The 21,546-nt window shown below is 66.0% G+C and carries 17 protein-coding genes; 9 read left to right on the forward strand and 8 right to left on the reverse strand.

The window, feature by feature from the left end:
* Positions 1-6 precede the first annotated feature (6 nt).
* Positions 7-855: a 3-hydroxybutyryl-CoA dehydrogenase gene (locus tag KH389_RS11080; RefSeq protein ID WP_043861758.1), complete on the reverse strand. Its 849-nt coding sequence runs from the start codon at positions 853-855 to the stop codon at positions 7-9.
* A 13-nt stretch (positions 856-868) separates the two neighbouring features.
* Positions 869-2,053 carry an acetyl-CoA C-acyltransferase family protein gene (locus tag KH389_RS11085; protein WP_213607352.1) on the reverse strand — a complete coding sequence of 395 codons (1,185 nt, stop codon included), beginning with the start codon at positions 2,051-2,053 and terminating at the stop codon, positions 869-871.
* A gap of 180 nt (positions 2,054-2,233) precedes the next feature.
* On the opposite strand from KH389_RS11085, the gene KH389_RS11090 reads away from it, so the two are divergent.
* Entirely contained in the window at positions 2,234-3,244 is a 1,011-nt protein-coding gene (locus tag KH389_RS11090; RefSeq protein WP_058540352.1) for an AraC family transcriptional regulator, read from the forward strand.
* Here the strand turns inward: KH389_RS11090 and KH389_RS11095 are convergent.
* On the reverse strand, positions 3,186-4,109 hold the full coding sequence (locus tag KH389_RS11095; RefSeq protein ID WP_078481171.1) for a LysR substrate-binding domain-containing protein: 924 nt from the start codon (positions 4,107-4,109) through the stop codon (positions 3,186-3,188). The two genes, KH389_RS11090 and KH389_RS11095, sit on opposite strands and share 59 nt — an antisense overlap.
* A 92-nt stretch (positions 4,110-4,201) precedes the next feature.
* On the opposite strand from KH389_RS11095, the gene KH389_RS11100 reads away from it, so the two are divergent.
* From KH389_RS11100 to KH389_RS11115, 4 genes are read left to right on the forward strand one after another with little or no spacing between them, the layout of a single operon-like run.
* Positions 4,202-4,867 carry an ankyrin repeat domain-containing protein gene (locus tag KH389_RS11100; protein WP_420831964.1) on the forward strand — a complete coding sequence of 222 codons (666 nt, stop codon included), beginning with the start codon at positions 4,202-4,204 and terminating at the stop codon, positions 4,865-4,867.
* Positions 4,868-4,886: 19 nt separating this feature from the next.
* Positions 4,887-5,342, forward strand: a complete 456-nt coding sequence (locus KH389_RS11105) for a nucleoside deaminase (protein WP_078481169.1) — start codon at positions 4,887-4,889, stop codon at positions 5,340-5,342.
* Positions 5,342-6,559 carry a cyanate transporter gene (locus tag KH389_RS11110; RefSeq protein ID WP_054914319.1) on the forward strand — a complete coding sequence of 406 codons (1,218 nt, stop codon included), beginning with the start codon at positions 5,342-5,344 and terminating at the stop codon, positions 6,557-6,559. Before KH389_RS11105 ends, KH389_RS11110 begins: the two co-directional genes overlap by 1 nt.
* Positions 6,560-6,614: 55 nt before the next feature.
* Positions 6,615-6,854, forward strand: a complete 240-nt coding sequence (locus KH389_RS11115) for a DUF2790 domain-containing protein (RefSeq protein WP_078481167.1) — start codon at positions 6,615-6,617, stop codon at positions 6,852-6,854.
* Here KH389_RS11115 and dkgB read toward each other — a convergent pair whose 3' ends face one another.
* Entirely contained in the window at positions 6,855-7,658 is an 804-nt protein-coding gene (gene dkgB, locus KH389_RS11120; protein ID WP_043864082.1) for a 2,5-didehydrogluconate reductase DkgB, read from the reverse strand. It abuts the gene before it with no gap.
* Between the two features lie 159 nt (positions 7,659-7,817).
* Between dkgB and KH389_RS11125 the strand changes: the two genes are divergently transcribed.
* Positions 7,818-8,438: a TetR/AcrR family transcriptional regulator gene (locus KH389_RS11125; protein WP_043864081.1), complete on the forward strand. Its 621-nt coding sequence runs from the start codon at positions 7,818-7,820 to the stop codon at positions 8,436-8,438.
* Between the two features lie 98 nt (positions 8,439-8,536).
* Here KH389_RS11125 and KH389_RS11130 read toward each other — a convergent pair whose 3' ends face one another.
* Positions 8,537-8,755 carry a DUF2970 domain-containing protein gene (locus tag KH389_RS11130; RefSeq protein WP_043864080.1) on the reverse strand — a complete coding sequence of 73 codons (219 nt, stop codon included), beginning with the start codon at positions 8,753-8,755 and terminating at the stop codon, positions 8,537-8,539.
* 54 nt (positions 8,756-8,809) lie between these two features.
* Positions 8,810-12,517 carry a methionine synthase gene (gene metH / locus KH389_RS11135; protein ID WP_058540347.1) on the reverse strand — a complete coding sequence of 1,236 codons (3,708 nt, stop codon included), beginning with the start codon at positions 12,515-12,517 and terminating at the stop codon, positions 8,810-8,812.
* Between the two features lie 156 nt (positions 12,518-12,673).
* On the opposite strand from metH, the gene KH389_RS11140 reads away from it, so the two are divergent.
* From KH389_RS11140 to nfuA, 3 genes are all read left to right on the forward strand, one after another.
* A complete protein-coding gene (locus KH389_RS11140) occupies positions 12,674-14,971 on the forward strand; it encodes a fatty acid cis/trans isomerase (RefSeq protein WP_213607353.1) in 2,298 nt (765 codons plus the stop codon).
* A gap of 111 nt (positions 14,972-15,082) precedes the next feature.
* Positions 15,083-16,117: an acyltransferase family protein gene (locus tag KH389_RS11145; protein WP_058540346.1), complete on the forward strand. Its 1,035-nt coding sequence runs from the start codon at positions 15,083-15,085 to the stop codon at positions 16,115-16,117.
* A 57-nt stretch (positions 16,118-16,174) separates the two neighbouring features.
* Complete coding sequence (gene nfuA, locus KH389_RS11150; RefSeq protein WP_058540345.1) at positions 16,175-16,759, forward strand: Fe-S biogenesis protein NfuA; 585 nt, start codon at positions 16,175-16,177, stop codon at positions 16,757-16,759.
* Positions 16,760-16,939: 180 nt separating this feature from the next.
* On the opposite strand, the gene KH389_RS11155 is transcribed toward nfuA, so the two are convergent.
* On the reverse strand, positions 16,940-18,364 hold the full coding sequence (locus tag KH389_RS11155) for an efflux transporter outer membrane subunit (RefSeq protein ID WP_043864075.1): 1,425 nt from the start codon (positions 18,362-18,364) through the stop codon (positions 16,940-16,942).
* Positions 18,361-21,540: an efflux RND transporter permease subunit gene (locus KH389_RS11160; RefSeq protein ID WP_213607354.1), complete on the reverse strand. Its 3,180-nt coding sequence runs from the start codon at positions 21,538-21,540 to the stop codon at positions 18,361-18,363. Before KH389_RS11160 ends, KH389_RS11155 begins: the two co-directional genes overlap by 4 nt.
* Between the last annotated feature and the right edge of the window lie 6 nt (positions 21,541-21,546).

A 21,546-nucleotide genomic window follows, 5' to 3' on the forward strand; every position in this document is an offset into this window, starting at 1 on the left:
CGTACCTCAGTAGGTGAAGAAGCCGCGGCCGCTCTTGCGCCCCAGGTAGCCGGCGGCGACCATTTCCTTGAGCAGGGCAGCGGGGCGGTACTTGCTGTCGTTGAAGCCGTCGTGGAACGACTCGATGATCGCCAGCAGCGTGTCCAGGCCGATCAGGTCGGCCAGGGCCAGCGGGCCGATGGGCTGGTTGCAGCCCAGGCGCATGCCGGTGTCGATGTCCTCGGCGCTGGCCAGGCCTTCCTGCAGCACCATGATCGCCTCGTTGATCATCGGCACCAGGATGCGGTTGACCACGAAGCCCGGGCGGTTGCCGGCACTGATGGCGGTCTTGCCCACGCGCTCGGTCAGGGCCATGGCGCTGGCGTAGGTGGCATCGCTGGTCTGCAGGCCGCGAATGATCTCGACCAGCGCCATCATCGGCACCGGGTTGAAGAAGTGCACGCCGATGAAACGTTCGGGCTGGCTCACCGATGCGCCCAGCTGGGTGATCGACAGCGACGAGGTGTTGGTGGCGATGACGCAGTCGTCGGCCACGCTGGCGGCCACCTGCTGCAGAATCTTCACCTTCAGGGCGAGGTTCTCGGTGGCTGCCTCGATCACCAGCTGCGCGCCCTTGAGCTGCGCGTAGTCGGTGCTGGTGGCGATGCGCGTCAGGGCTGCCTCGGCCTGTTCGGCCTGCAGGGTCTGCTTGCTGACCTGGCGCTCCAGGTTCTTGCGCAGGGTGGCCAGGCCACGCTCCAGCGCGGCCTCGGACACGTCGATCAGGGTGACCTGGTAGCCGGCCACTGCACACACCTGGGCAATCCCGTTGCCCATGGTGCCGGCGCCGATCACGGCGATGTTTTCAATACTCACGGTTAACTCCGACTCAAACACGTTCGAACACGACGGCGATACCCTGACCGCCGCCGATGCACATGGTGGCCAGCGCGTAGCGGCCCTGGATACGTTGCAGCTCATGGACCGCCTTGGTGGCGATGATGGCCCCGGTGGCTCCCACCGGGTGGCCCAGGGAAATGCCCGAGCCGTTGGGGTTGACCTTTTCGGGGTCCAGGCCCAGTTCCCGCGACACGGCGCAGGCCTGGGCAGCGAAGGCTTCGTTGGACTCGATCACGTCCAGGTCGGCGACGCTCAGGCCGGCCTTTTCCAGCACCTTGCGCGTGGCCGGCACCGGGCCCAGGCCCATCAGCTCGGGCTCGACGCCTGCATGTGCATAGGCCACCAGGCGCGCCAGCGGGCGCAGGCCCAGGCGCTCGACCATTTCGCCGGTGGCCAGCACCAGGGCGCCGGCGCCGTCGTTGAGGCCGCTGGCGTTGCCGGCGGTGACGGTGCCGTCCTTCTTGAAGGCAGGCTTCATGCCGGCCAGTTGCTCGGCACTCACATCGCCACGCACATGCTCGTCCACCTCGAAACGTACCGGACCTTTGCGGCTCGGGATCTCGATGGGCACGATCTGGCTGGTGAAGCGGCCTTCGGCGATGGCGCGGGCGGCGCGCTGCTGGCTGGTCAGGGCCACCTCGTCCTGCATCTGGCGGGTGATGCCGTTTTTCGCCGCCACGTTCTCGGCGGTGATGCCCATGTGAAAGCCTTCGAACGGGTCCTGCAGAATGCCCAGCATGTAGTCGACACCCTTCAGGTCACCCATGCGCGCGCCCCAGCGCGCCTGCGGCAGCAGGTACGGGCCGCGGCTCATGGATTCGGCGCCGGCGGCAATCACCGCCTCGGCCTCGCCCAGCAGCAGGCTCTGCGCGGCCGAGACGATGGCCTGCAGGCCCGAGCCGCACAGGCGGTTGACGTTGAATGCCGGGGTTTCCTTGGGCACGCCGGCGTTCATCGCGGCCACGCGGCCCAGGTACGCGTCACGCGGCTCGGTGGGGATCACGTTGCCCATGACCATGTGGCCGATCTGTTCGGGGGCAATGCCGGAGCGTTCGATGGCGGCGCGGGTCACCTGGGTGGCCAGGTCGGCCAGGGGCAGGTCCTTGAGCGAGCCGCCGAAGGTGCCGATGGCCGAGCGAACGGCGCTCACTACATAGATTTGCGGGGTGTTCATACGCGACTCCAGTGTGCGAAAGCGTGGCGGGGCGCTGCCTGGCTCTGCCAGAATGGCGCCCGGGGCCACGCTCGGGATGGGTTCGAGTCTAGGCAAAGGTCACGCCTGGGCCTATGCCATAACTGCCCAGCGAGGCTGGCACTTTTTGCCATATTCTTACGCTGCATAGCGGAAACAGTCATGCGGGAAAACGATTCGGTCGCGGTGTACTTCGTGCACATCATGCTGCACACACTGCGCCAACAGCCGGCGCGCGCCAGTGCGTTGCTGGTGCAGGCGGGCATCGACCCGGCGGTGGTGGACGCACCCGATGCACGGGTGCCGGCCAGGGCGTTCGCACGGCTGTGGCTGCTGCTCATTGAAGACCTGGGCGACGAATTCTTCAACCTCGACAGCCACGGCATGCCGCTGGGCAGTTTCGCCCTGATCTGTCGTGGGCTGATCCAGGAGCCGACGCTGGAAAAGGCCTTGCGCCAGTGCCTGAGCAACTTCGGCCTGTTCCTGCGTGACGTGCGCGGGCGCCTGGTGGTGCGTGGGCAGCGTGCGGTGATCAGCCTGGAGTCGCATTTCGACGATGCGCAGACTCGGGTATATGCAGAGGAGACCTTCCTGGTGCTGGTGGTCAGCCTGCTGTGCTGGCTGGGGGGGCGGCGCATCGCCATCGACCGTACCGAACTGCGCGACGGGCGTGCGGTGCTGGAGGACGACGCGTTGCTGTGGGGGCCGAACCTGCAGTTGGGCAGTGGCCGCACCCAGGTCGAGTTCTCGGCGCACTACCTGCGCTTGCCGGTGGTGCAGGACCTGGGTGCGCTAAAGACCTTCCTGCGCAGTGCGCCGCAGTGGCTGGTGGTGCGCTACCGCAACCAGAACGGATTGGCGGCGCGGGTATACCGGCATCTGCGCGGGCGTCAGTACGGGCAGTGGCCAACCTTGCTGGGCATGGCGGCAGCCGAGGGCCTGAGCCCGAGCAGTTTTCGCCGGCAGTTGGAGCGTGAGGGGTGTTCGTACCAGCAGATCAAGGACGAGGTGCGCCGTGCACTGGCGTTCGAATGCTTGCGCGATGGTGTGTTGAGCGTGGCGCAGATTGCCGAGCAGACCGGCTTCCAGGAGCCCAGCGCGTTTCATCGCGCGTTCAAGAAATGGACGGGGGAGAGCCCGGGGAGCTACCGGGCGCGGGTGGCGGGGGAGTAGGGGGCTGGCCCCCTCGACACCCTGCGCGCTGCTCGCACAGGGTCTGCAGCAGCTCGCGCAGCGCCAGGCCATCGGCATCCAGCCCCTTGCGCCCGTACAACGCCAGCTCCAGGCCCTGGACCGGGGTAAACCCCTGCGCCTCACCCAGCACCCGATGGGTCGGCAACACGCTGCGGGTCGGTATCAGGCTCACGCCCAACCCCGCACTCACCGCCGCCCCCAGGCTGGCCAGACTGGTGCTCGAATAGCTGATACGCCAGCTGCGCCCACGGGCTTCCAGCGCATTGATCATTTCCTGCCGGTACAGCGCCCCCACCGGAAACACCACCAGCGGCACCGGGTCGGCCAGCTGCGTCTGCCCGGCACTGCACACCCACGACAACGGCTCGTGCCAGCCGGCATGGCGGTCGCGGTCCGCACCCCATTGCTTGACCAGCAGCAAGTCCAGCTCGCCATCACGGTACAGGCGCAGCAGCGGGCTGCTCAGCCCGCTCTCGACCTCCAGGCGCACATGCGGGCGCTCGCCGATGAACCGGCTCAATGGCTCGGTCAGCACTTCCCCGGCCAGGTCTTCCGGCACCCCCAGACGTAGCGCCCGTTGCGCCTGCACCGGGCTGAACGCCTGGCGCGCCTCTTCGTCCAGGCGCAGCAGGCGCCGGGCATACCCCAGCAGGCGCTCGCCGTCTTCGGTCGGCCACACCTGGCGCTGGCTGCGATCCAGCAGGCGCACCCCCAGGTGCTGCTCCAGCCGGATGATCTGCTGGCTGATGGTCGACTGGGTCAGGTGCAGGCGCTCGGCGGCGCGGGTGAAATTGCCGGTTTCCACCACGGTCACGAAGCTGCGCAGCAGTACAGGGTCAAGCATTCGATTACCCACTGGTATGCATGAAATCAATTAATTTCATGCTACACCCCAAGCCTCGGATAATCCCGCTTCATTGCACCAAAGGAGGCGCCATGTCATTGCTCAGACACTGGATGTACGGGGTTGCCGGGCTGTGCGCCAGCCTCGGCATCGCCGGGGCCGCCGGGGCGGCCGACACCTTGCTCGAAGCCGCCGCCAGCGGCAACCCCACCCGCGTCGGCGCCTTGCTGGCCCAGGGCGCCGACGTCGATCAGCGCGACTCGCGCAACAATACGCCGCTGCTGCTGGCCACTGCCGGTGGGCATGTGGCGGCGGCGGGCCGGTTGATCGACGCCGGCGCTGACGTCAACGCCAGCAACTGGATGCACGACAGCCCGTATCTGCTGGCCGGCGCCGAAGGCCAGTTGCAGATTCTGGAGATGACCCTGGCCCATGGCGCGGACCTCAAGAGCACCAACCGCTATGGCGGCACGGCGCTGATCCCCGCATGCGAGCGCGGCCATGTCGAGGTGGTCGCCCGCCTGCTGGCCGCCGGCGTTGCACCCGACCACGTGAACTCGCTGGGCTGGACCGGGCTGCTCGAAGCCATCCTGCTCAGCGATGGCGGCCCGCGTCACCAGGCCATCGTGCAACTGCTGATCGACGCCGGTGCCGACGTCAACCTTGCCGACCGCCAGGGCGTGACGCCCCTGCAGCACGCCCGGGAACGCGGCCAGCAGCGGAACGTCGAGTTGCTGCTGGCCCACGATGCCCATTGAACCTGACAGGAGCCTGACCATGGCCAACGAACATTTCATGCAGCAAGCGCTGGGGCTGGCCCGGGCGAACATCCAGGCCGGCGGCCGCCCGTTCGCGGCGGTGCTGGTGCACCAGGGCCGGGTGATCGCCGAGGCGGTCAACCAGATCCACCTGACCCAGGACCCGACCGCCCACGCCGAACTGCAGGCCATCCGCCTGGCCAGCCAGGTACTCGGCAGCCCGCGCCTGGAGGGCTGCGAAATCTACGCCACCGGCCACCCCTGCCCGATGTGCCTGGCTGCCATGCACCTGTGCGGTATCGAGCGCGCCTGGTTCGCCTACAGCAACGAAGACGGCGAGCCCTATGGTCTGTCGACGGCAGCGGTGTACGCGCAGATGGCACGCCCGCCGCAGCAGCAGTCGCTGCCCCTGGCACCCCTGAAGCCAGCCGGCGAGCAGGGCCTGTACGCCGCCTGGCAGCAGGTGCAGGGGTGATGCGCGAGCAGGCTCGCAGTACCTTGCTGCTGTTGCTGGTGGTGGTGATGGCGCTGAACCTGCGGCCCATCCTCACCAGCATCGGCCCATTGCTGGAGGCCATCCGCCAGAGCACCGGCATCGGCTACCAGCAGGCCGCGCTGCTGACCGCCTTGCCCGTGCTGTGCATGGGGCTGGTGCCCTTGCTGCAACCCTGGTTGCGCCGCTGGGTCAGCGAGCAGGGCGCGATGCTCGCCGGGCTGGCCGCCATCGCGCTGGCCTGCGCCTGGCGCCTGACCCTCGATTCCGCCGCTGCGCTGATTGCCAGCGCGGCATTGGCCGGGCTTGGGGTGGCCTGCATTCAGGCGCTGATGCCGGGGCTGGTCAACCGCTGGTTTCCTCACCGCCTGGCCATGGCCATGGGTGTGTATTCGGCAGCCCTGATGAGCGGCGGCGGTGCCGCCGCCGTGCTCGGGCCGCGGGTGGCCGAGCAGTTCTCGCACTGGCAGGCAGGCCTGGGCATCTGGCTGTTGCCGGCCTTGCTGGCGTTCGCGGTATGGGCCTGGGTGCGCCCGCAGCTCGAAGCGGCGGTCGGCGGCGCAGGTGCCAGCGGGCACCTGTTCGGCAGCCGTCGGGCATGGCTGCTGGCGGTCTATTTCGGGCTGATCAATGGCGGCTACACCAGCATGGTGGCGTGGCTGCCGGCCTACTACCAGCAGGTCGGCGGCAGTGCCCAGGGCGGTGGCGAGCTGGTGGGGCTGATGACCGTGTTCCAGGTGGCCGGCGCCCTCGGGCTGCCCTTGCTGCTGCGTCGCCTGGTGGATCGGCGCCCCGGCCTGTGGCTGGCGTTGACCGTGCAACTGGCAGGCTTTGTCGGCCTGCTGCTGGCCCCGGCAATCGCCGGGCTATGGGTGGCCCTGATCGGCTTCGGCCTGGGCGCGTGCTTCAGCCTCAGCCTCACGCTGACCCTCGAACACCTCAAGGCCCCCGCCAGTGCGGGGGCGCTGGCGGCGTTCGTGCAGGGCGTGGGCTTCATCATCACCGGCATCGTGCCTTACGTCACCGGCTGGTTGCGCGACGTCAGCGGCGACTTCCAGGCCTCCTGGCTGCTGCTGAGCGTGACGGTGCTGCTGATGCTGCTGGTGACCTGGCGCTTCGCCCCCAGCGGCTATGCGCAGGCGATGGGCATGCCGTTGATCCGCGAAAGCGACGCCAGGGCAGGCATGGCACCACACTGAAAGGGTCGGCGCGCGCCGGTGCCGGGCGTGCCTTCCATTTCACGGGAGAACTGTCATGACGCTGCGAACGCTGCTGCCCCTGGCGCTGTTGCTGGCCGGTGCCGCCCAGGCCCAGACGACCACGGTCTATCAGTACGGCATGCCACTGGACGTGGCGCGCGTGGTGCAACTGGACGAGCCGGCCACCGAGGTCTGCGACGTGGTGAAGGCGTACATGACCTACGTGGACTCTGCCGGCCGGCAGCACACCGTGCAGTACCTGAAACTGGCCAAGGTGTGCACCGACCGCGGTTGATCAGTCCCAGGCGGGTGCAAGCGACTCGGGGTCGACCAGGCGCTCGCCCTTGTCCAGGCCGGCAATCTGCGCCATGTCCTGTTCGCTCAGGCGCAGCTGCGCTGCCTTCAGGTTGCTGGCCAGGTTTTCACGCCGGGTCGAGGAGGGGATCACCGCATAGCCCAGCTGCATAGCCCAGGCCAGGGCCACCTGCGCCGGGGTGGCGCCATGGCGTTCGGCGATCTGCTGGATCAGCGGATCGTGCAGCACCTTGCCATAGCCCAGGGTCATGTAGGAGGTCACCGCGATGCCCTGTTCGTGCATGAAATCCACCAGCGTGCGGTTCTGCAGGTAGGGGTGCAGCTCGATCTGGTTGGTGGCGATCTGTTCGGCGCCCACCACCTCGATGGCCTGACGCAGCAAGGCGATGGTGAAGTTGGACACGCCGATCTGGCGGGTCAGGCCCTGGCGCTTCGCTTCGAGCAGGGCGCCCATGAACTCGGCCACCGGCACGGCGCCCTTGGGCGACGGCCAATGGATCAGGGTCAGGTCCAGATAGTCGGTGCCCAGCTTGTGCAGGCTTTCTTTCAGGCTGGGGATCAGCTTGTCGGCGCCCAGGTTCTCGGTCCAGATCTTGCTGGTCAGGAACAGCTCGTTGCGTGCAACGCCGCTGGCGGCGATGGCGTGCCCGACGTCGGCCTCGTTGCCGTAGATCTGCGCGGTGTCGATGGCCCGGTAGCCCAGTTCGAGGGCCTGGCTGACCGAGTCGATGACCACCTGGTCCTTGAGCCGGAAGGTGCCCAGGCCGAGCAGGGGAATAGTCATGGAGTGCGTCCTCTTGTGTGGGATGTAATGCGGTGAGGCGCAGTATCGGACAGCGCACGGCGCTGAAAAACACCGCCCGCGGCACAACTTTTTTGAGCGTGCGGCACGAATCGCCCTGGCGGTGGTAGCCTTGCAGGGTCATCCGCAACGGACCCGCCCATGGCCGCGCACAAGCACAGCATTCGCCAACGCAATGTCGACAGCATCCTGCTGGCAGCAGAAAAGGTCTTTGCCGAGAAGGGCTTTGCCGGCACGGCCATGGCCGACATCGCCGAGGCCGCCGCGCTGCCGCGCAGCAACGTGCACTATTACTTCAGCACCAAGGCCGAGCTGTACCAGGCGGTGCTGTTCGGCTTGCTGGAAGTGTGGAAGCAGGACGCCCTGTGTTTCGAGCTCTACGATGACCCGCGCATCGTGCTCAGCACCTATATCCGCGCCAAGATGAACCATTCCTGGACCCGCCCGCACGGTTCCAAGGTGTGGGCGAACGAGATCATCCACGGTGCGCCGCACCTGGGGGCGGCGCTGGATGACAGCCTGTACGGATGGGCCAAGCTCAAGGAGGGCAAGATTCGCCAGTGGGTCGAGGACGGGCGGATTCTGCCGGTGGAGCCCTCGGGGCTGCTGTACATGATCTGGGCCTCGACCCAACACTACGCCGACTTCAGCCACCAGGTGAACCTGCTCAACGCGCACCAGCCGCTGAGCGAACCGCAGTTCGAGCGGGCGTTGCAGACGGTGACCAGTGTGATACTGCGCGGGATCGGGCTGGAGCCCTGAGGCTGTACCGGCCTTTTCGCCGGCAAGGCCGGCTCCCACAGGGCCACACATGACCTGTAGGAGCCGGCGTTGCCGGCGAAGGCGCCAACGCGGTCGCCTCAGCGGGCGGTGAGGTGCATCGCCAGCTGAACCAGCCCTATCAGCACCAGGATGAACACCAGCGTGAAGGCCGTGCCCAGCGCAATGAAGTGCGCGGGCTTGCCGTGGGTGAAGTCGCGGGCGCGGTTCTTGCCGGTCTGCACGCCAAAGGCTGCAGCCAGCACGCTGTGCAGCATTTGCCAGAAGGTCGGCGGTTTGTGTTCGGCCGGGTCTTCCATGATCTGCTCCTGTAAAAGGCTTCAGCTCAGTGTAGACCCTTACCTCACCAGCGCTTAGTTGTCGTACCCCAGGTTAGGCGCCAGCCAGCGCTCGGTTACCGCCAGGTCCTGCCCCTTGCGCGCGGTGTAGCTCTGGACCTGGTCCTTGTCGACCTTGCCCACGGCAAAGTACTGCGCCTGTGGGTGGGCAAAGTACCAGCCGCTGACCGCCGCCGCCGGGAACATCGCGAAGTGCTCGGTGAGGAACACGCCGCTCGGGCCGGTCTCGCCGATCGCCGTGCCGTCGAGCAGGCGGAACAGGGTTTCCTTCTCGGTGTGGTCCGGGCACGCCGGGTAGCCCGGGGCAGGGCGGATACCCGCGTACTGCTCCTTGATCAGCGCCTCGTTGTCCAGGTGCTCGTCCTTGGCATAGCCCCAGTACTCCTTGCGCACCTGCTCGTGCAGCCACTCGGCGCAGGCCTCGGCCAGGCGGTCGGCCAGGGCCTTGACCATGATCGAGCTGTAGTCGTCGCCCTTGTCCTGGTAGGCCTTGGCCACTTCCTCGGCGCCGATGCCGGCGGTGGTGATGAAGCCGCCCACGTAGTCGGTGATGCCGCTGTCCTTGGGCGCCACGAAGTCGGCCAGGCAGAAATTGGGCTTGCTGTCGGGCTTGATCGTCTGCTGGCGCAGGTGGTGCAGCAGGGCCAGGGGCTGGCCGTCATCGCCGTACACCTCGATGTCGTCGTGCGCCACCTGGTTGGCCGGCCAGAAGCCGAACACCGCGCGGGCACTGATCAGCTTCTCGTCGATCAGCTTGGCCAGCATTTCCTGTGCATCGGCGAACAGGGCGGTGGCCGCTTCGCCCACCACCTCGTCGTTGAGGATGCGCGGGTACTTGCCAGCCAGGTCCCAGGAGATGAAGAACGGCGTCCAGTCGATGTACTCGGCCAGCACCTTGAGGTCGATGTTCTCCAGCACGCGGGTACCGGTAAAGGTCGGTGCCACCGGCTGGTAGGCAGACCAGTCGTACTTCGGCTTGGCCTCGATCGACTGCGCATAGCTCAGGCGCTCGGTGCGCGCGCTGCGGTTGGCGGTGCGTTCGCGCACCTCCACGTAGTCCTCGCGGGTCTTGTGCACGAAGGCCGGCTTGAGCTCTTTGGACAGCAACTGCGTGGCCACGCCCACCGCACGCGAGGCGTCGGTCACGTAGACCACCGCGTCGTTGCTGTACTTGGGCTCGATCTTCACCGCGGTATGCGCCTTGGAGGTGGTTGCCCCCCCGATCATCAGCGGCAGGTGGAAGTCCTGGCGCTGCATCTCGCGGGCCACGTGCACCATTTCGTCCAGCGACGGGGTGATCAGCCCCGACAGGCCGATGATGTCGCACTTCTGCTCGCGCGCCACCTGCAGGATCTTCTCGGCCGGTACCATCACGCCCAGGTCGACGATGTCGTAGCCGTTGCAGCCGAGCACCACGCCGACGATGTTCTTGCCGATGTCGTGCACGTCGCCCTTGACCGTGGCCATCAGGATCTTGCCCTTGGCCTCGGGCTTGTCGCCTTTTTCCAGTTCGATGAACGGGATCAGGTGAGCCACCGCCTGCTTCATCACCCGCGCCGACTTGACCACCTGGGGCAGGAACATCTTGCCTGCGCCGAACAGGTCGCCCACCACGTTCATGCCGCTCATCAGCGGCCCCTCGATCACCTCGATGGGGCGCGCGCACTGCTGGCGGCACTCCTCGGTGTCCTCGACGATGAACGCGGTGATGCCCTTGACCAGGGCGTGCTCGAGGCGCTTGTCCACCGGCAGCGAACGCCACTCCTCGTTCTCGACCTCCTTGACCGCGCCGCCGCCCTTGTAGTCGTCGGCAATCGCCAGCAGCGCATCGGTGCCGTCGGGGGTGCGGTTGAGCACCACGTCCTCGACCTTCTCGCGCAGCAGCGCCGGGATCTCGTCGTAGATCTCCAGCTGGCCGGCGTTGACGATGCCCATGGTCAGGCCGTTCTGGATCGCGTGGTAGAGGAACACCGAGTGGATCGCCTCGCGCACCGGGTTGTTGCCACGGAACGAGAACGACACGTTGGATACCCCGCCGGAGGTCAGTGCATACGGCAGGTGGTCGCGGATGTAGGCACAGGCCTCGATGAAGTCCACCGCGTAGTTGTTGTGTTCCTCGATGCCGGTGGCCACGGCGAAGATGTTCGGGTCGAAGATGATGTCTTCGGGCGGGAAGCCCACCTCATCGACCAGGATGTCGTAGCTGCGCTTGCAGATCTCGCGCTTGCGGGCGGCGGTATCGGCCTGGCCGACCTCGTCGAAGGCCATCACCACCACGGCGGCGCCGTAGCGCTTGCACAGGCGGGCATGGTGCTTGAACGCCTCGACGCCTTCCTTCATCGAGATCGAGTTGACGATGCCCTTGCCCTGGATGCACTTGAGGCCGGCCTCGATCACTTCCCACTTGGAGGAGTCGATCATGATCGGCACCCGGGAGATGTCGGGTTCGCCGGCGATCAGGTTGAGGAACTTGACCATGGCCGCCTGGGAATCGAGCATCCCTTCGTCCATGTTGATGTCGATCACCTGGGCGCCGGCCTCGACCTGCTGCAGGGCCACTTCCAGCGCCTCGGTGTAGTTCTCTTCACGGATCAGCCGCGCGAAGCGGGCGGAACCTGTGATGTTGGTGCGTTCGCCGACGTTGACGAACAGCGAGCTGCGGTCGATGGTGAACGGCTCCAGGCCCGACAGGCGGCAGGCCCTGGGAATCTCGGGGATCGCCCGTGGCGGGTACTTGGCCACTGCCTCGGCGATGGCCTGGATATGCCCCGGGGTGGTGCCGCAGCAACCGCCGATGATGTTCAGAAAGCCACTGGCGGCGAACTCTTCGATCACCGCGGCGGTTTCGGCCGGGGTCTCGTCGTACTCGCCGAAGGCGTTCGGCAGGCCGGCGTTGGGGTGCGCCGAAACGTGGGTGCCGGCCTTGTTCGACAGCTCTTCGAGGTAGGGGCGCAGATCCTTGGCGCCCAGTGCGCAGTTCAGGCCCACCGAGATCGGGTTGGCATGGCGCACCGAGTTCCAGAACGCCTCGGTGGTCTGGCCCGAGAGGGTACGGCCCGAGGCGTCGGTGATGGTGCCCGAGATCATGATCGGCAGCTCGATGCCGTCGTCCTCGAACACCTGCTGCACGGCGAAGATCGCCGCCTTGGCATTGAGGGTGTCGAAGATGGTCTCGATCAGGATCAGGTCGGCGCCGCCCTCGATCAGGCCGCGGGTGGCCTCGATGTAGTTTTCCACCAGCAGGTCGAAGGTGACGTTGCGGTAGCCGGGGTCGTTGACATCCGGGGAGATCGAGCAGGTCCGGCTGGTGGGGCCCAGCACCCCGGCGACGAAGCGCGGCTTGTCGGGGGTTTCGAGGGTCTTGGCATCGGCCACCTGGCGGGCGATGCGCGCACCTTCCACGTTGAGTTCGTACACCAGCGATTCCATGCCGTAGTCGGCCTGGGATACCTGGGTGGCGTTGAAGGTGTTGGTTTCGAGGATGTCGGCGCCGGCATCCAGGTAGGCTTTCTCGATGGCCGCGATCACGTCGGGGCGCGAAAGCAGCAGCAGGTCGTTGTTACCCTTGACGTCGCTAGGCCAGTCGGCAAAGCGCGTGCCACGATAGTCGTGTTCCTCCAGGCGGTAGCTTTGGATCATAGTACCCATGCCGCCATCGAGGATCAGTATGCGCTCTTTGAGGGCTTGCTGAAGTGCTTGGTAACGGGCGCTGCGGTCAGACATAGGACTACCTGGTCGGGCAAATACAAAAGTTGCGGAATAATAACAAACCTGCGCGGTTTTTAGGCGTGTTGCCGGTTTGCATGAATTTGATTCATGTTGGCACGCTGCCGCCACCGGTAGAATCGTGAAGCTATCAATACCCAGGACATTCGGCACATGGTGCATCGTTTACTTGCCGGCGCCTTCGCACTGCTCATCAGCGGCGCGGCGCTCGGACAAGCCCCCGTCACAAGCCCGGCTATTTCCTATACCCGGGACATCCAACCGATCTTCACCGAGAAGTGCGTTGCCTGCCATGCCTGCAACGACGCGGCCTGCCAGCTGAACCTGGGCAGTGCCGAGGGCGCCGCGCGCGGTGCCTCCAAGGTGCCTGTGTATCAGGGCGACCGCAGTACGGCGGTCGCGCCGACCCGGCTGTTCTACGACGCGCACAGCGTCGAGGCCTGGCAGCGCAAGGGCTTCAGTTCGGTGCTCGACAGCCAGGGCAGCCAGGCCGCGCTGATGGCGCGCATGCTCGAGCTGGGCCACAACACGCCGCTCACCCCCAACGCCAAGCTGCCCGAGGAGATCGTGCTGGGGCTCAACCGCAACAACATGTGCCCGCTGCCCGGCGAGTTCGACGCCTACGCCGGCGCCCACCCCAGGGAGGGCATGCCGCTGGCCGTCACCGGCCTTACCGATGCCGAGTACCAGACCCTGCAGCGCTGGTTCGCCGCCGGTGCGCCGGTGGAGTACAACCCGATCCAGCCAAGTGCCAGCGAGGCCGCGCAGATCACCGAATGGGAGGCGCTGCTCAACCGCCCCGGGTCCACCGAGGCGCTGGTGGGGCGCTGGCTGTACGAGCACCTGTTCCTGGCGCACATCTACTTTGTCGGCGGCGAGCAGGGCCACTTCTTCCAGTGGGTACGCTCGCGCACGCCCAGCGGCCAGTCGATCGACCTGATCGCCACACGCCGCCCCAACGATCCGCCCGGCACCGACTTCTACTACCGCCTGATGCCCGTGCAGGGCGTGATCGTGCACAAGACCCACATCACCTACCCGATGGGGCCGAACAAGCTCAAGCGCGTCAAGCAGCTGTTCTACAGCGGCGACTGGCATGCCACGGCCTTGCCTGGCTACGGCCCGCGCCACCGCGCCAACCCGTTCGAGACCTTCGAGGCGATCCCGGCGATAGCGCGCTACCAGTTCATGCTCGATAACGCCGAGTACTTCGTGCGCACCTTCATTCGCGGCCCGGTATGCCGTGGGCAGATCGCCACCGACGTGATCCGCGACAACTTCTGGACCCTGTTCCAGGAGCCGGCACACGACCGCTACATCACCGATGCCGAGTACCGCGGCAAGGCCACGCCCCTGTTGGCGATGCCCGGTCAGATCGACGACGTGGGCAGCATCCTGACCCTGTGGCACGCCTACCGCGACAAGCGCAACGAGTACGAAAAACTGCGCCGCGACGCCTATGCCGACCTGCCGCCACCGAGCTGGTCGAGCCTGTGGGCCGGCAACGACAATGCCTTGCTGACCATCTTCCGCCACTTCGACAGCGCCTCGGTGAGCAAGGGCCTGATCGGCGATGTGCCCAAGACCCTGTGGCTGTTCGACTACCCGCTGTTCGAGCGCACCTATTACCAGCTGGCGGTGAATTTCGACGTGTACGGCAACGTCTCGCACCAGGCGCAGACGCGCCTGTACTTCGACCTGATCCGCAACGGGGCCGAGGTCAACTTCCTGCGCCTGATGCCGGCCAAGCAGCGCAGCGACATCCTCGGCGACTGGTACCAGAACAGCGGCAAGGTCAAGATGTGGCTGGACTACGAGGCGATCGACAGCAAGACCCCGACCGCCCTCAAGCTCGACCCGCGCGACCCCAAGCGCGACTTCGGCCTCAAGCTGGTGGAGCGCACCGGCAGCCTGAACGCCGCGCCCGATCCGATCAACCGCTGCCAGGGCGCGTACTGCTCGCTGCCCGGCAGCGAGGAGTTCCGTGACGTGGAGCAGGCCCTGAGCCGGCTGGCCTCGCGCCCGGCGGCCGGGCTCAAGGTGATCGGCCAGCTGCCCGAGGCGACCATGCTGCGCATCGAAGGGCAGGGCGGCCAGCGCAAGGTCTACAGCCTGCTGCGCAACCGCGCCCACAGCAACGTGGCCTTCATGCTCGGCGAGGCCTACCGCTACCAGCCGGGGCTGGACACCCTGACCCTCTACCCGGGGGTGATGAGCAGCTACCCCAACTTCATGTTCAACATTCCGGCCAGCGACGTGCCCGAGTGGGTCGAGGACATGGAGGCGGCGCGGGACGATCCGGCCCGCTTCGAGCGCATCGTCATGCGCTGGGGCGTGCGCCGCAGCCACCCGCAGTTCTGGCAGTACTTTCATGACCTGAGCCGCTACATCCAGCAGACCGATCCGGTGGAGGCCGGCGTGCTCGACATGAACCGCTACGAGAACCTCTGAAGCAACCGCCGGGCAGATCGGGCTGATCTTTCCCGGCCTTTCGTAGTCCCACCCGCAAGCGGTCCTGATTTGTGCGGGGCCAGGGTGGGGTAACGAGAGACGGGAATCGACATGCTGTTTTCGCTTCAGGCATTGAGGGCGCTCGCCGCCTGGGTGGTGGTCTGTCACCACTTCATGCAGATCTTCTTCGACTTCAAGGCCAGCGGCCCGGTAGGGCAGTTTCTGGCCGATCGCGGTGCGGTCGGGGTGGACATCTTCTTCGTCATCAGCGGGCTGGTGATCTACCTCTCGACCCGCGACAAACCCATGGCGCCCAGGCGCTTTCTGCTCAACCGGGTGCTGCGCATCGTGCCGGCCTACTGGTTCTATACCGGCCTGATGGCGCTGCTGCTGGTGGTGGCCAGCCAGTGGATGCCGCATCAGACCCTGGAGTTGTCGCACCTGCTGCTGTCGCTGCTGTTCATTCCGGCGGAAAACCCCGGCGGCTACGGCCTGTACCCCACGCTCAACGTGGGCTGGACGCTGAACTACGAGATGTTCTTCTACCTGCTGTTCTCGCTGGTGTTCCTGGTGCGCCAGCGCCATCACCTGTGGCTGGTGGCGCTGGCGCTGTTCGCGGTCAGCGAGGTGCTCACCGGCCTGGGCGTGCTGGGGCGGTTCTACAGCAACAACATCATCTACGAGTTCCTGCTGGGCGTAGCCATCGGCGTGCTCTACCGGCGCGGCTGGATTGCCCAGGGGCTGTGGCTGCCGTTGCTGACCCTGGCGGCCGCATCGGTGGCGATCTACCGCCTGGATGCCTCGTCACGCCTGCTGCACTGGGGCCTGCCTAGCGCGCTGATCGTGCTGGCGTGCATCTCGCTGGAGCCGTATTTCAAGGGCAACCGGGTGCTCAAGGCCCTGGGCGACTGCTCCTATTCGGTGTACTTGATCCATGTGCTGGTGCTGTACGGCGGCTGGTTTGCCAGCGAGCGTCTGGGGCTCAACCCCTACCTGGTGTTCGCGCTGTGCGTGCCGCTGATCGGCGGGGCGTCGTGGGCCAGTTACCGCTGGCTGGAAAAGGGCCTGTACCGGCGCATGAGCGGCTGGTTCGAGGCGCGTCTGGGCCCGGCGGTGCCGGTGGCACTTTCCCGACAGAATTACTAGGACTTTGTTCGCCGGCCGTGTTGGCGTAAACTGCGCACAAGTCTGTGAGGAACTTACATGAGCGCCATAACGATTACCGACGCCGCGCACGATTACCTGGCCGATCTGCTGGAAAAGCAGAATACCCCAGGCATTGGCATTCGCATTTTCATTACCCAGCCGGGTACGAACTACGCCGAAACCTGCATTGCCTACTGCAAGCCAGGTGAAGAAAAGCCGGAAGACGAAGCGGTGGGGCTCAAGTCCTTCACCGCCTACCTGGATGCGGTCAGCATCCCGTTTCTGGAAGATGCGGTGGTGGACTACGCCACCGACCGCATGGGCGGCCAGCTGACCATCAAGGCGCCGAACGCCAAGGTGCCGATGGTCAATGCCGACAGCCCGATCAACGAGCGCATCAACTACTACCTGCAAACCGAGATCAACCCGGGGCTGGCCAGCCACGGCGGTCAGGTCAACCTGATCGAAGTAGTCGAGGACGGCATTGCGGTGCTGCAGTTCGGCGGTGGTTGCCAGGGTTGCGGCCAGGCCGACGTGACCTTGCGCGAAGGCATCGAGCGCACCTTGCTCGAGCGCATTCCGGAGCTCAAGGGCGTGCGTGACGTGACCGACCATTCGCAGAAAGAAAACGCCTACTACTGACAGTTATGCCCAATCGCGGGTCAAGCCCGCTCCCACAAGGATCACCGTAGCCGTTGTGGGAGCGGGCTTGACCCGCGATTTGCCGTACGGCGACAGGCAAACTGCGTTCAGGCCACAAAAAAAAGCCCCGCCAATGGCGGGGCAAAGTGGTCGGTGCTAACCAACCAAAGGAGCTCTGAATCAGTTCGCCGCAGCCACGCTGTCGGTTTGCCAGCCACCACCGAGTGCCTTGTAGATCGCCACGATCCCGCGATACAGGTCCACCTCGCCCAACGCCTGCGCGTCCTCGGCAGTGAGCCGTTCACGCTCGGCATCCAGCAGCACCAGGTAATCCACCGTACCCTCGCGGTAACGAATCGACGCCAGGTCCGCCGCCTTGCGGCTCGCCTCGCTCTGGCGCAGCAGCGCCATCAGCCGTTGCTGACGCTTGGCGTAATCGCTGAACGCATTCTCCGACTCTTCCAACGCCAGCAGCACCTGCTGCTCATAGGTCGCCAACGCACCCTCGGCCTCGGCATTCGCGCCGCGCAGACGCGCCCGCACACTGCCCAGGTCGAACGCCGCCCAGGTGATGCTCGGGCCCAGTGCCCACGCCTGCGCCGCACTCGACCCCAACTGCGAACCACGCCCTGCGGTAAAGCCCAGGAAGCCGCTCAGGCTCACCCGCGGGAACAGGTCGGCCGTGGCCACCCCCACATTCGCCGTGGCCGCCGCCAGCTGGCGCTCGGCGCTGCGCACATCCGGGCGACGCTTGAGCAGTTCGCCCGGGTCGCCAATCGGCAGGGCCTTGGCAATCGCCGGCAACTGCGCCGGCGACAGGTCGACACTCAACGCATCCGGCCGCTGCCCCAGCAAGGTGGCGATGCGGTTGCGCGCACGCACCTGCTCGGCCTGCAGCTGCGGCACGCTGGCCTCTACCGCCGCCAGGCGCGCATCGGCGCGCACCACGTCCAGTTCGTTGCCAACCCCTGCATCACGCAGGGTTTCGGTAATGCCGCGCGAATCCTGCTGGGTCTTGAGGTTGGCCAGGGCTATCTTCTCGCGCAACTGCGCACCGCGCAGTTGTCCATAAGCATCAACCAGCTCGGCAATCAGGCTCACCTGCAATTGTTGCAGGTCGGCCTGGGCCGCGGCCTCCTGCGCCTCGCTGGCTTCCAGCTGGCGCTGAATGCGGCCGAACAGGTCAAGCTCCCAGGCCATGTCCAGGCCCAGGTCGTAGCGCTCGCTGTTGACCCGGCGGTCGGTCTGGCCAGGTATCTGACCCTTGCCCAGGTCGCTGCTGGCGCGGCTGGTGACGGTGGGCAGCGCATCGTTGCTCACATCGTCACGAATCGCCCGCGCCGCTTTCAGGCGCGCAAACGCCACGCGCAGCTCGCGGTTGTCGGCCAGCGACTGGCTCACCAGCTGGTTGAGGACCGGGTCGTCGAACTGACGCCACCAGATCGCATCGAAGCGGGTGCGGTCGAAGGCCGCTTTGGCCTCCTGCGCATCGGCCGCTGCCAGGTGCGCGGCGTCGGTGTGCGGGGCCTGGTAGTCCGGGCCGACCGCACAGGCGGCCAGGGCCAGTACCAGCAGGCTCGGTGCCCACAGTTTCAAGTGGTTCATGCCTGGTTCTCCAGCTGCAGCTGGCGGGCCGCCTTGCGGGCCTCGCTGCGCTCTACATAACGACGGATCAACACAAAGAACACCGGGGTCAGCAACAGGCCGAAAATCGTCACCCCGATCATCCCGGAGAACACCGCCACGCCCATGGCATGGCGCATTTCGGCGCCGGCCCCGGAGGAGAACACCAGCGGCACCACACCCATGATGAAGGCGAACGAGGTCATCAGGATCGGGCGCAGCCGCAGCCGGCAGGCTTCCAGCACCGCAGCCAGCGGGTCGAGCCCTTCGGCCTGCTTGTCCTTGGCGAACTCGACGATAAGAATCGCGTTCTTGCACGCCAGCCCCACCAGTACGATCAGGCCGATCTGGGTGAAGATGTTGTTGTCGCCACCGGACAGGATCACCCCGGTAATGGCCGACAGCAGGGTCATCGGTACGATCAGGATCACCGCCAGCGGCAGGCTCCAGCTCTCGTACTGGGCAGCCAGTACCAGGAACGCCAGCAGCACGCACAGCGGGAACACGAACAGCGCGGTGTTGCCGGCCAGGATCTGCTGATAGGTCAGCTCGGTCCATTCGAAGGTCATGCCGTTGGGCAGCTCTTCCTTGAGCAGTTTTGCCATGGCCTGTTCGGCCTGGCCGGAGCTGTAGCCGGGTGCTGCGCCACCGTTGATCTCGGCGGTGATGAAGCCGTTGTAGTGCATCACGCGGTCCGGCCCGGAGGTGTCGCTGACCTTGATGAAGGTCGCCAGCGGGATCATCTCGCCCTGGTTGTTGCGCACCTTGAGCTGGCCGATCTGCTCGGCATCCAGGCGGAACTGCTGCTCGGCCTGCACGTTGACCTGGTAGGTACGGCCAAAGCGGTTGAAGTCGTTGGCGTACAGCGAGCCCAGGTAGATCTGCAGGGTGTCGAAGATATCGTTGATCGCCACACCGTGGGTCTTGGCCTTCTCACGGTCGATGGCGGCATCCACCTGCGGCACATTCACCTGGTAGCTGGTGAACAGCCCGGCCAGCTCCGGCACGTTGTGGCTCTTGGCGATGATGTTCTGGGTTTCCTTGTACAGCGCCTCGTAGCCCAGGTTGCCACGGTCTTCGATCTGCAGGCGGAAACCGCCGATGGTACCCAGCCCCTGAACCGGCGGTGGCGGGAAGATCGCGATGTAGGCTTCCTGGATGTCGGCGTACTGCGCGTTCAACGTGGCGGCAATCGCCGCGGCCGACTGGCTGGGGTCCTTGCGCTGGTCGAACGACTTGAGTGCGACGAACACGATGCCGCTGTTGGGGCTGTTGGTGAACCCGTTGATCGACAGGCCCGGGAAGGCGATGGAGTCGGCCACACCCGGTTGCTTGAGGGCGAACTCGCTCATCTTCTTGATGACCGATTCGGTGCGGTCAAGGCTGGCCGCATCCGGCAGTTGCGCGAAGGCCACCAGGTACTGCTTGTCCTGGGCGGGCACGAAACCGGTCGGGGTGGCGGCAAAGCCCATCCAGGTCAGCACCATCAGCCCGGCGTACACGAACAGGGCGATGCCGCTGCTGCGGATCACGCGGCCCACGGTGCCCACGTAGCCATGGCTGGCACGCTCGAAGAAGCGGTTGAACGGCTTGAACAGCCAGCCGCCGAGCAGGCGGTCGAGCAGTTTCGAGAAGCGGTCCTTGGGGGCGTGATGGCCCTTGAGCAACACCGCAGCCAGCGCCGGCGACAGGGTCAGCGAGTTGAACGCCGAGATCACCGTGGAAATCGCGATGGTCAAGGCGAACTGCTTGTAGAACTGCCCGGTCAGGCCGGAGATGAACGCCGCCGGGATGAACACCGCGCACAGCACCAGCGCGGTGGCGATGATCGGCCCGGTCACTTCGCTCATGGCGCGCTTGGTCGCCTCCAGCGGGTTGAGCCCCAGCTCGATGTTGCGCTCCACGTTCTCCACCACCACGATTGCGTCGTCCACCACGATACCGATGGCCAGCACCAGCCCGAACAGCGACAGCGCGTTGAGCGAGAAGCCGAACAGGTGCATCACCGCAAAGGTGCCGATCAGCGAGACCGGTACCGCCACCAGCGGGATGATCGAGGCGCGCCAGGTCTGCAGGAACAGGATCACCACCAGCACCACCAGGATCAGTGCCTCGAACAGGGTGTGCACCACCGCTTCGATCGAGCCGCGCACGAACACGGTGGGGTCATAGACGATGCTGTAGTCCATGCCCTCGGGGAAGTCCTTCTTCAGCTCGGCCATCTTGGCGCGTACTTCGTCGGAGATCTCGATGGCGTTGGAGCCAGGGCGCTGGAAGATCGGGATCGCCACCGCCGGCTGATTGTTGAGCAGCGAACGCAGGGCGTACTGGCTGGAGCCCAGCTCCACCCGGGCGATGTCCTTGAGGCGGGTGATTTCACCGTCGGCGCCAGAGCGGATGATGATGTTCTCGAATTCCTCTTCGCTCACCAGGCGGCCCTGGGTGTTGACCGACAGCTGGAAGCTGGTGGCCCCGGGGGCGGGCGGCGAACCGAGCTGGCCGGCGGCCACCTGGCGGTTCTGCTCGCGAATGGCAGCCACCACGTCGCTGGCAGTCAGGTTGCGCGAGGCGGTCTTGTTCGGGTCCAGCCACACGCGCAGCGAGTAGTCGCCCATGCCGAACAGCTGCACGTCACCCACGCCACCCAGGCGAGCCAGCTCGTCCTTGATGTTGAGGATCGCGTAGTTGGACAGGTAGAGCATGTCGTAGCGGTTGTCCGGCGAGGTCAGGTGCACCACCATGGTCAGGTCGGGCGAGGCCTTGTCGACGGTGATACCGATACGCGTGACTTCCTCGGGCAGCTTGGGCTGGGTGCGGGTCACACGGTTCTGCACCTGCACCTGCGCGTTGTCCAGGTCGGTGCCCAGGGCGAAGGTGATGGTCAGGGTGATCTTGCCGTCGGCGGTGGACTGCGAGGACATGTACAGCATGTTCTCGACACCGGTGATGGCCTGCTCGAGCGGCGCGGCCACGGTTTCGCCGATCACCTTGGGGTTGGCACCGGGGAAGTTGGCGCGCACCACCACGGTGGGCGGTACCACCTCGGGGTATTCGCTGATCGGCAGCTGGAACAGCGAGATGCTGCCGGCGATCAGGATCAGCAGCGACAGCACGGCGGCGAAGATCGGCCGGGTAATGAAGAACTGGGAAAAAATCATCGGTCT

It is taken from the genome of Pseudomonas qingdaonensis (genome assembly GCF_018398475.1).
Lineage (GTDB): Bacteria > Pseudomonadota > Gammaproteobacteria > Pseudomonadales > Pseudomonadaceae > Aquipseudomonas > Aquipseudomonas palmensis.

Coding starts and splice junctions, on each gene's coding strand:
- KH389_RS11085 (WP_213607352.1), bottom strand. CDS start 2,053: ATGAACACCCCGCAAATCTATGTAGTGAGCGCCGTTCGCTCGGCCATC.
- KH389_RS11090 (WP_058540352.1), top strand. CDS start 2,234: ATGCGGGAAAACGATTCGGTCGCGGTGTACTTCGTGCACATCATGCTG.
- KH389_RS11095 (WP_078481171.1), bottom strand. CDS start 4,109: ATGCTTGACCCTGTACTGCTGCGCAGCTTCGTGACCGTGGTGGAAACC.
- KH389_RS11100 (WP_420831964.1), top strand. CDS start 4,202: ATGTCATTGCTCAGACACTGGATGTACGGGGTTGCCGGGCTGTGCGCC.
- KH389_RS11105 (WP_078481169.1), top strand. CDS start 4,887: ATGGCCAACGAACATTTCATGCAGCAAGCGCTGGGGCTGGCCCGGGCG.
- KH389_RS11110 (WP_054914319.1), top strand. CDS start 5,342: ATGCGCGAGCAGGCTCGCAGTACCTTGCTGCTGTTGCTGGTGGTGGTG.
- KH389_RS11115 (WP_078481167.1), top strand. CDS start 6,615: ATGACGCTGCGAACGCTGCTGCCCCTGGCGCTGTTGCTGGCCGGTGCC.
- dkgB (WP_043864082.1), bottom strand. CDS start 7,658: ATGACTATTCCCCTGCTCGGCCTGGGCACCTTCCGGCTCAAGGACCAG.
- KH389_RS11125 (WP_043864081.1), top strand. CDS start 7,818: ATGGCCGCGCACAAGCACAGCATTCGCCAACGCAATGTCGACAGCATC.
- KH389_RS11130 (WP_043864080.1), bottom strand. CDS start 8,755: ATGGAAGACCCGGCCGAACACAAACCGCCGACCTTCTGGCAAATGCTG.
- metH (WP_058540347.1), bottom strand. CDS start 12,517: ATGTCTGACCGCAGCGCCCGTTACCAAGCACTTCAGCAAGCCCTCAAA.
- KH389_RS11140 (WP_213607353.1), top strand. CDS start 12,674: ATGGTGCATCGTTTACTTGCCGGCGCCTTCGCACTGCTCATCAGCGGC.
- KH389_RS11145 (WP_058540346.1), top strand. CDS start 15,083: ATGCTGTTTTCGCTTCAGGCATTGAGGGCGCTCGCCGCCTGGGTGGTG.
- nfuA (WP_058540345.1), top strand. CDS start 16,175: ATGAGCGCCATAACGATTACCGACGCCGCGCACGATTACCTGGCCGAT.
- KH389_RS11155 (WP_043864075.1), bottom strand. CDS start 18,364: ATGAACCACTTGAAACTGTGGGCACCGAGCCTGCTGGTACTGGCCCTG.
- KH389_RS11160 (WP_213607354.1), bottom strand. CDS start 21,540: ATGATTTTTTCCCAGTTCTTCATTACCCGGCCGATCTTCGCCGCCGTG.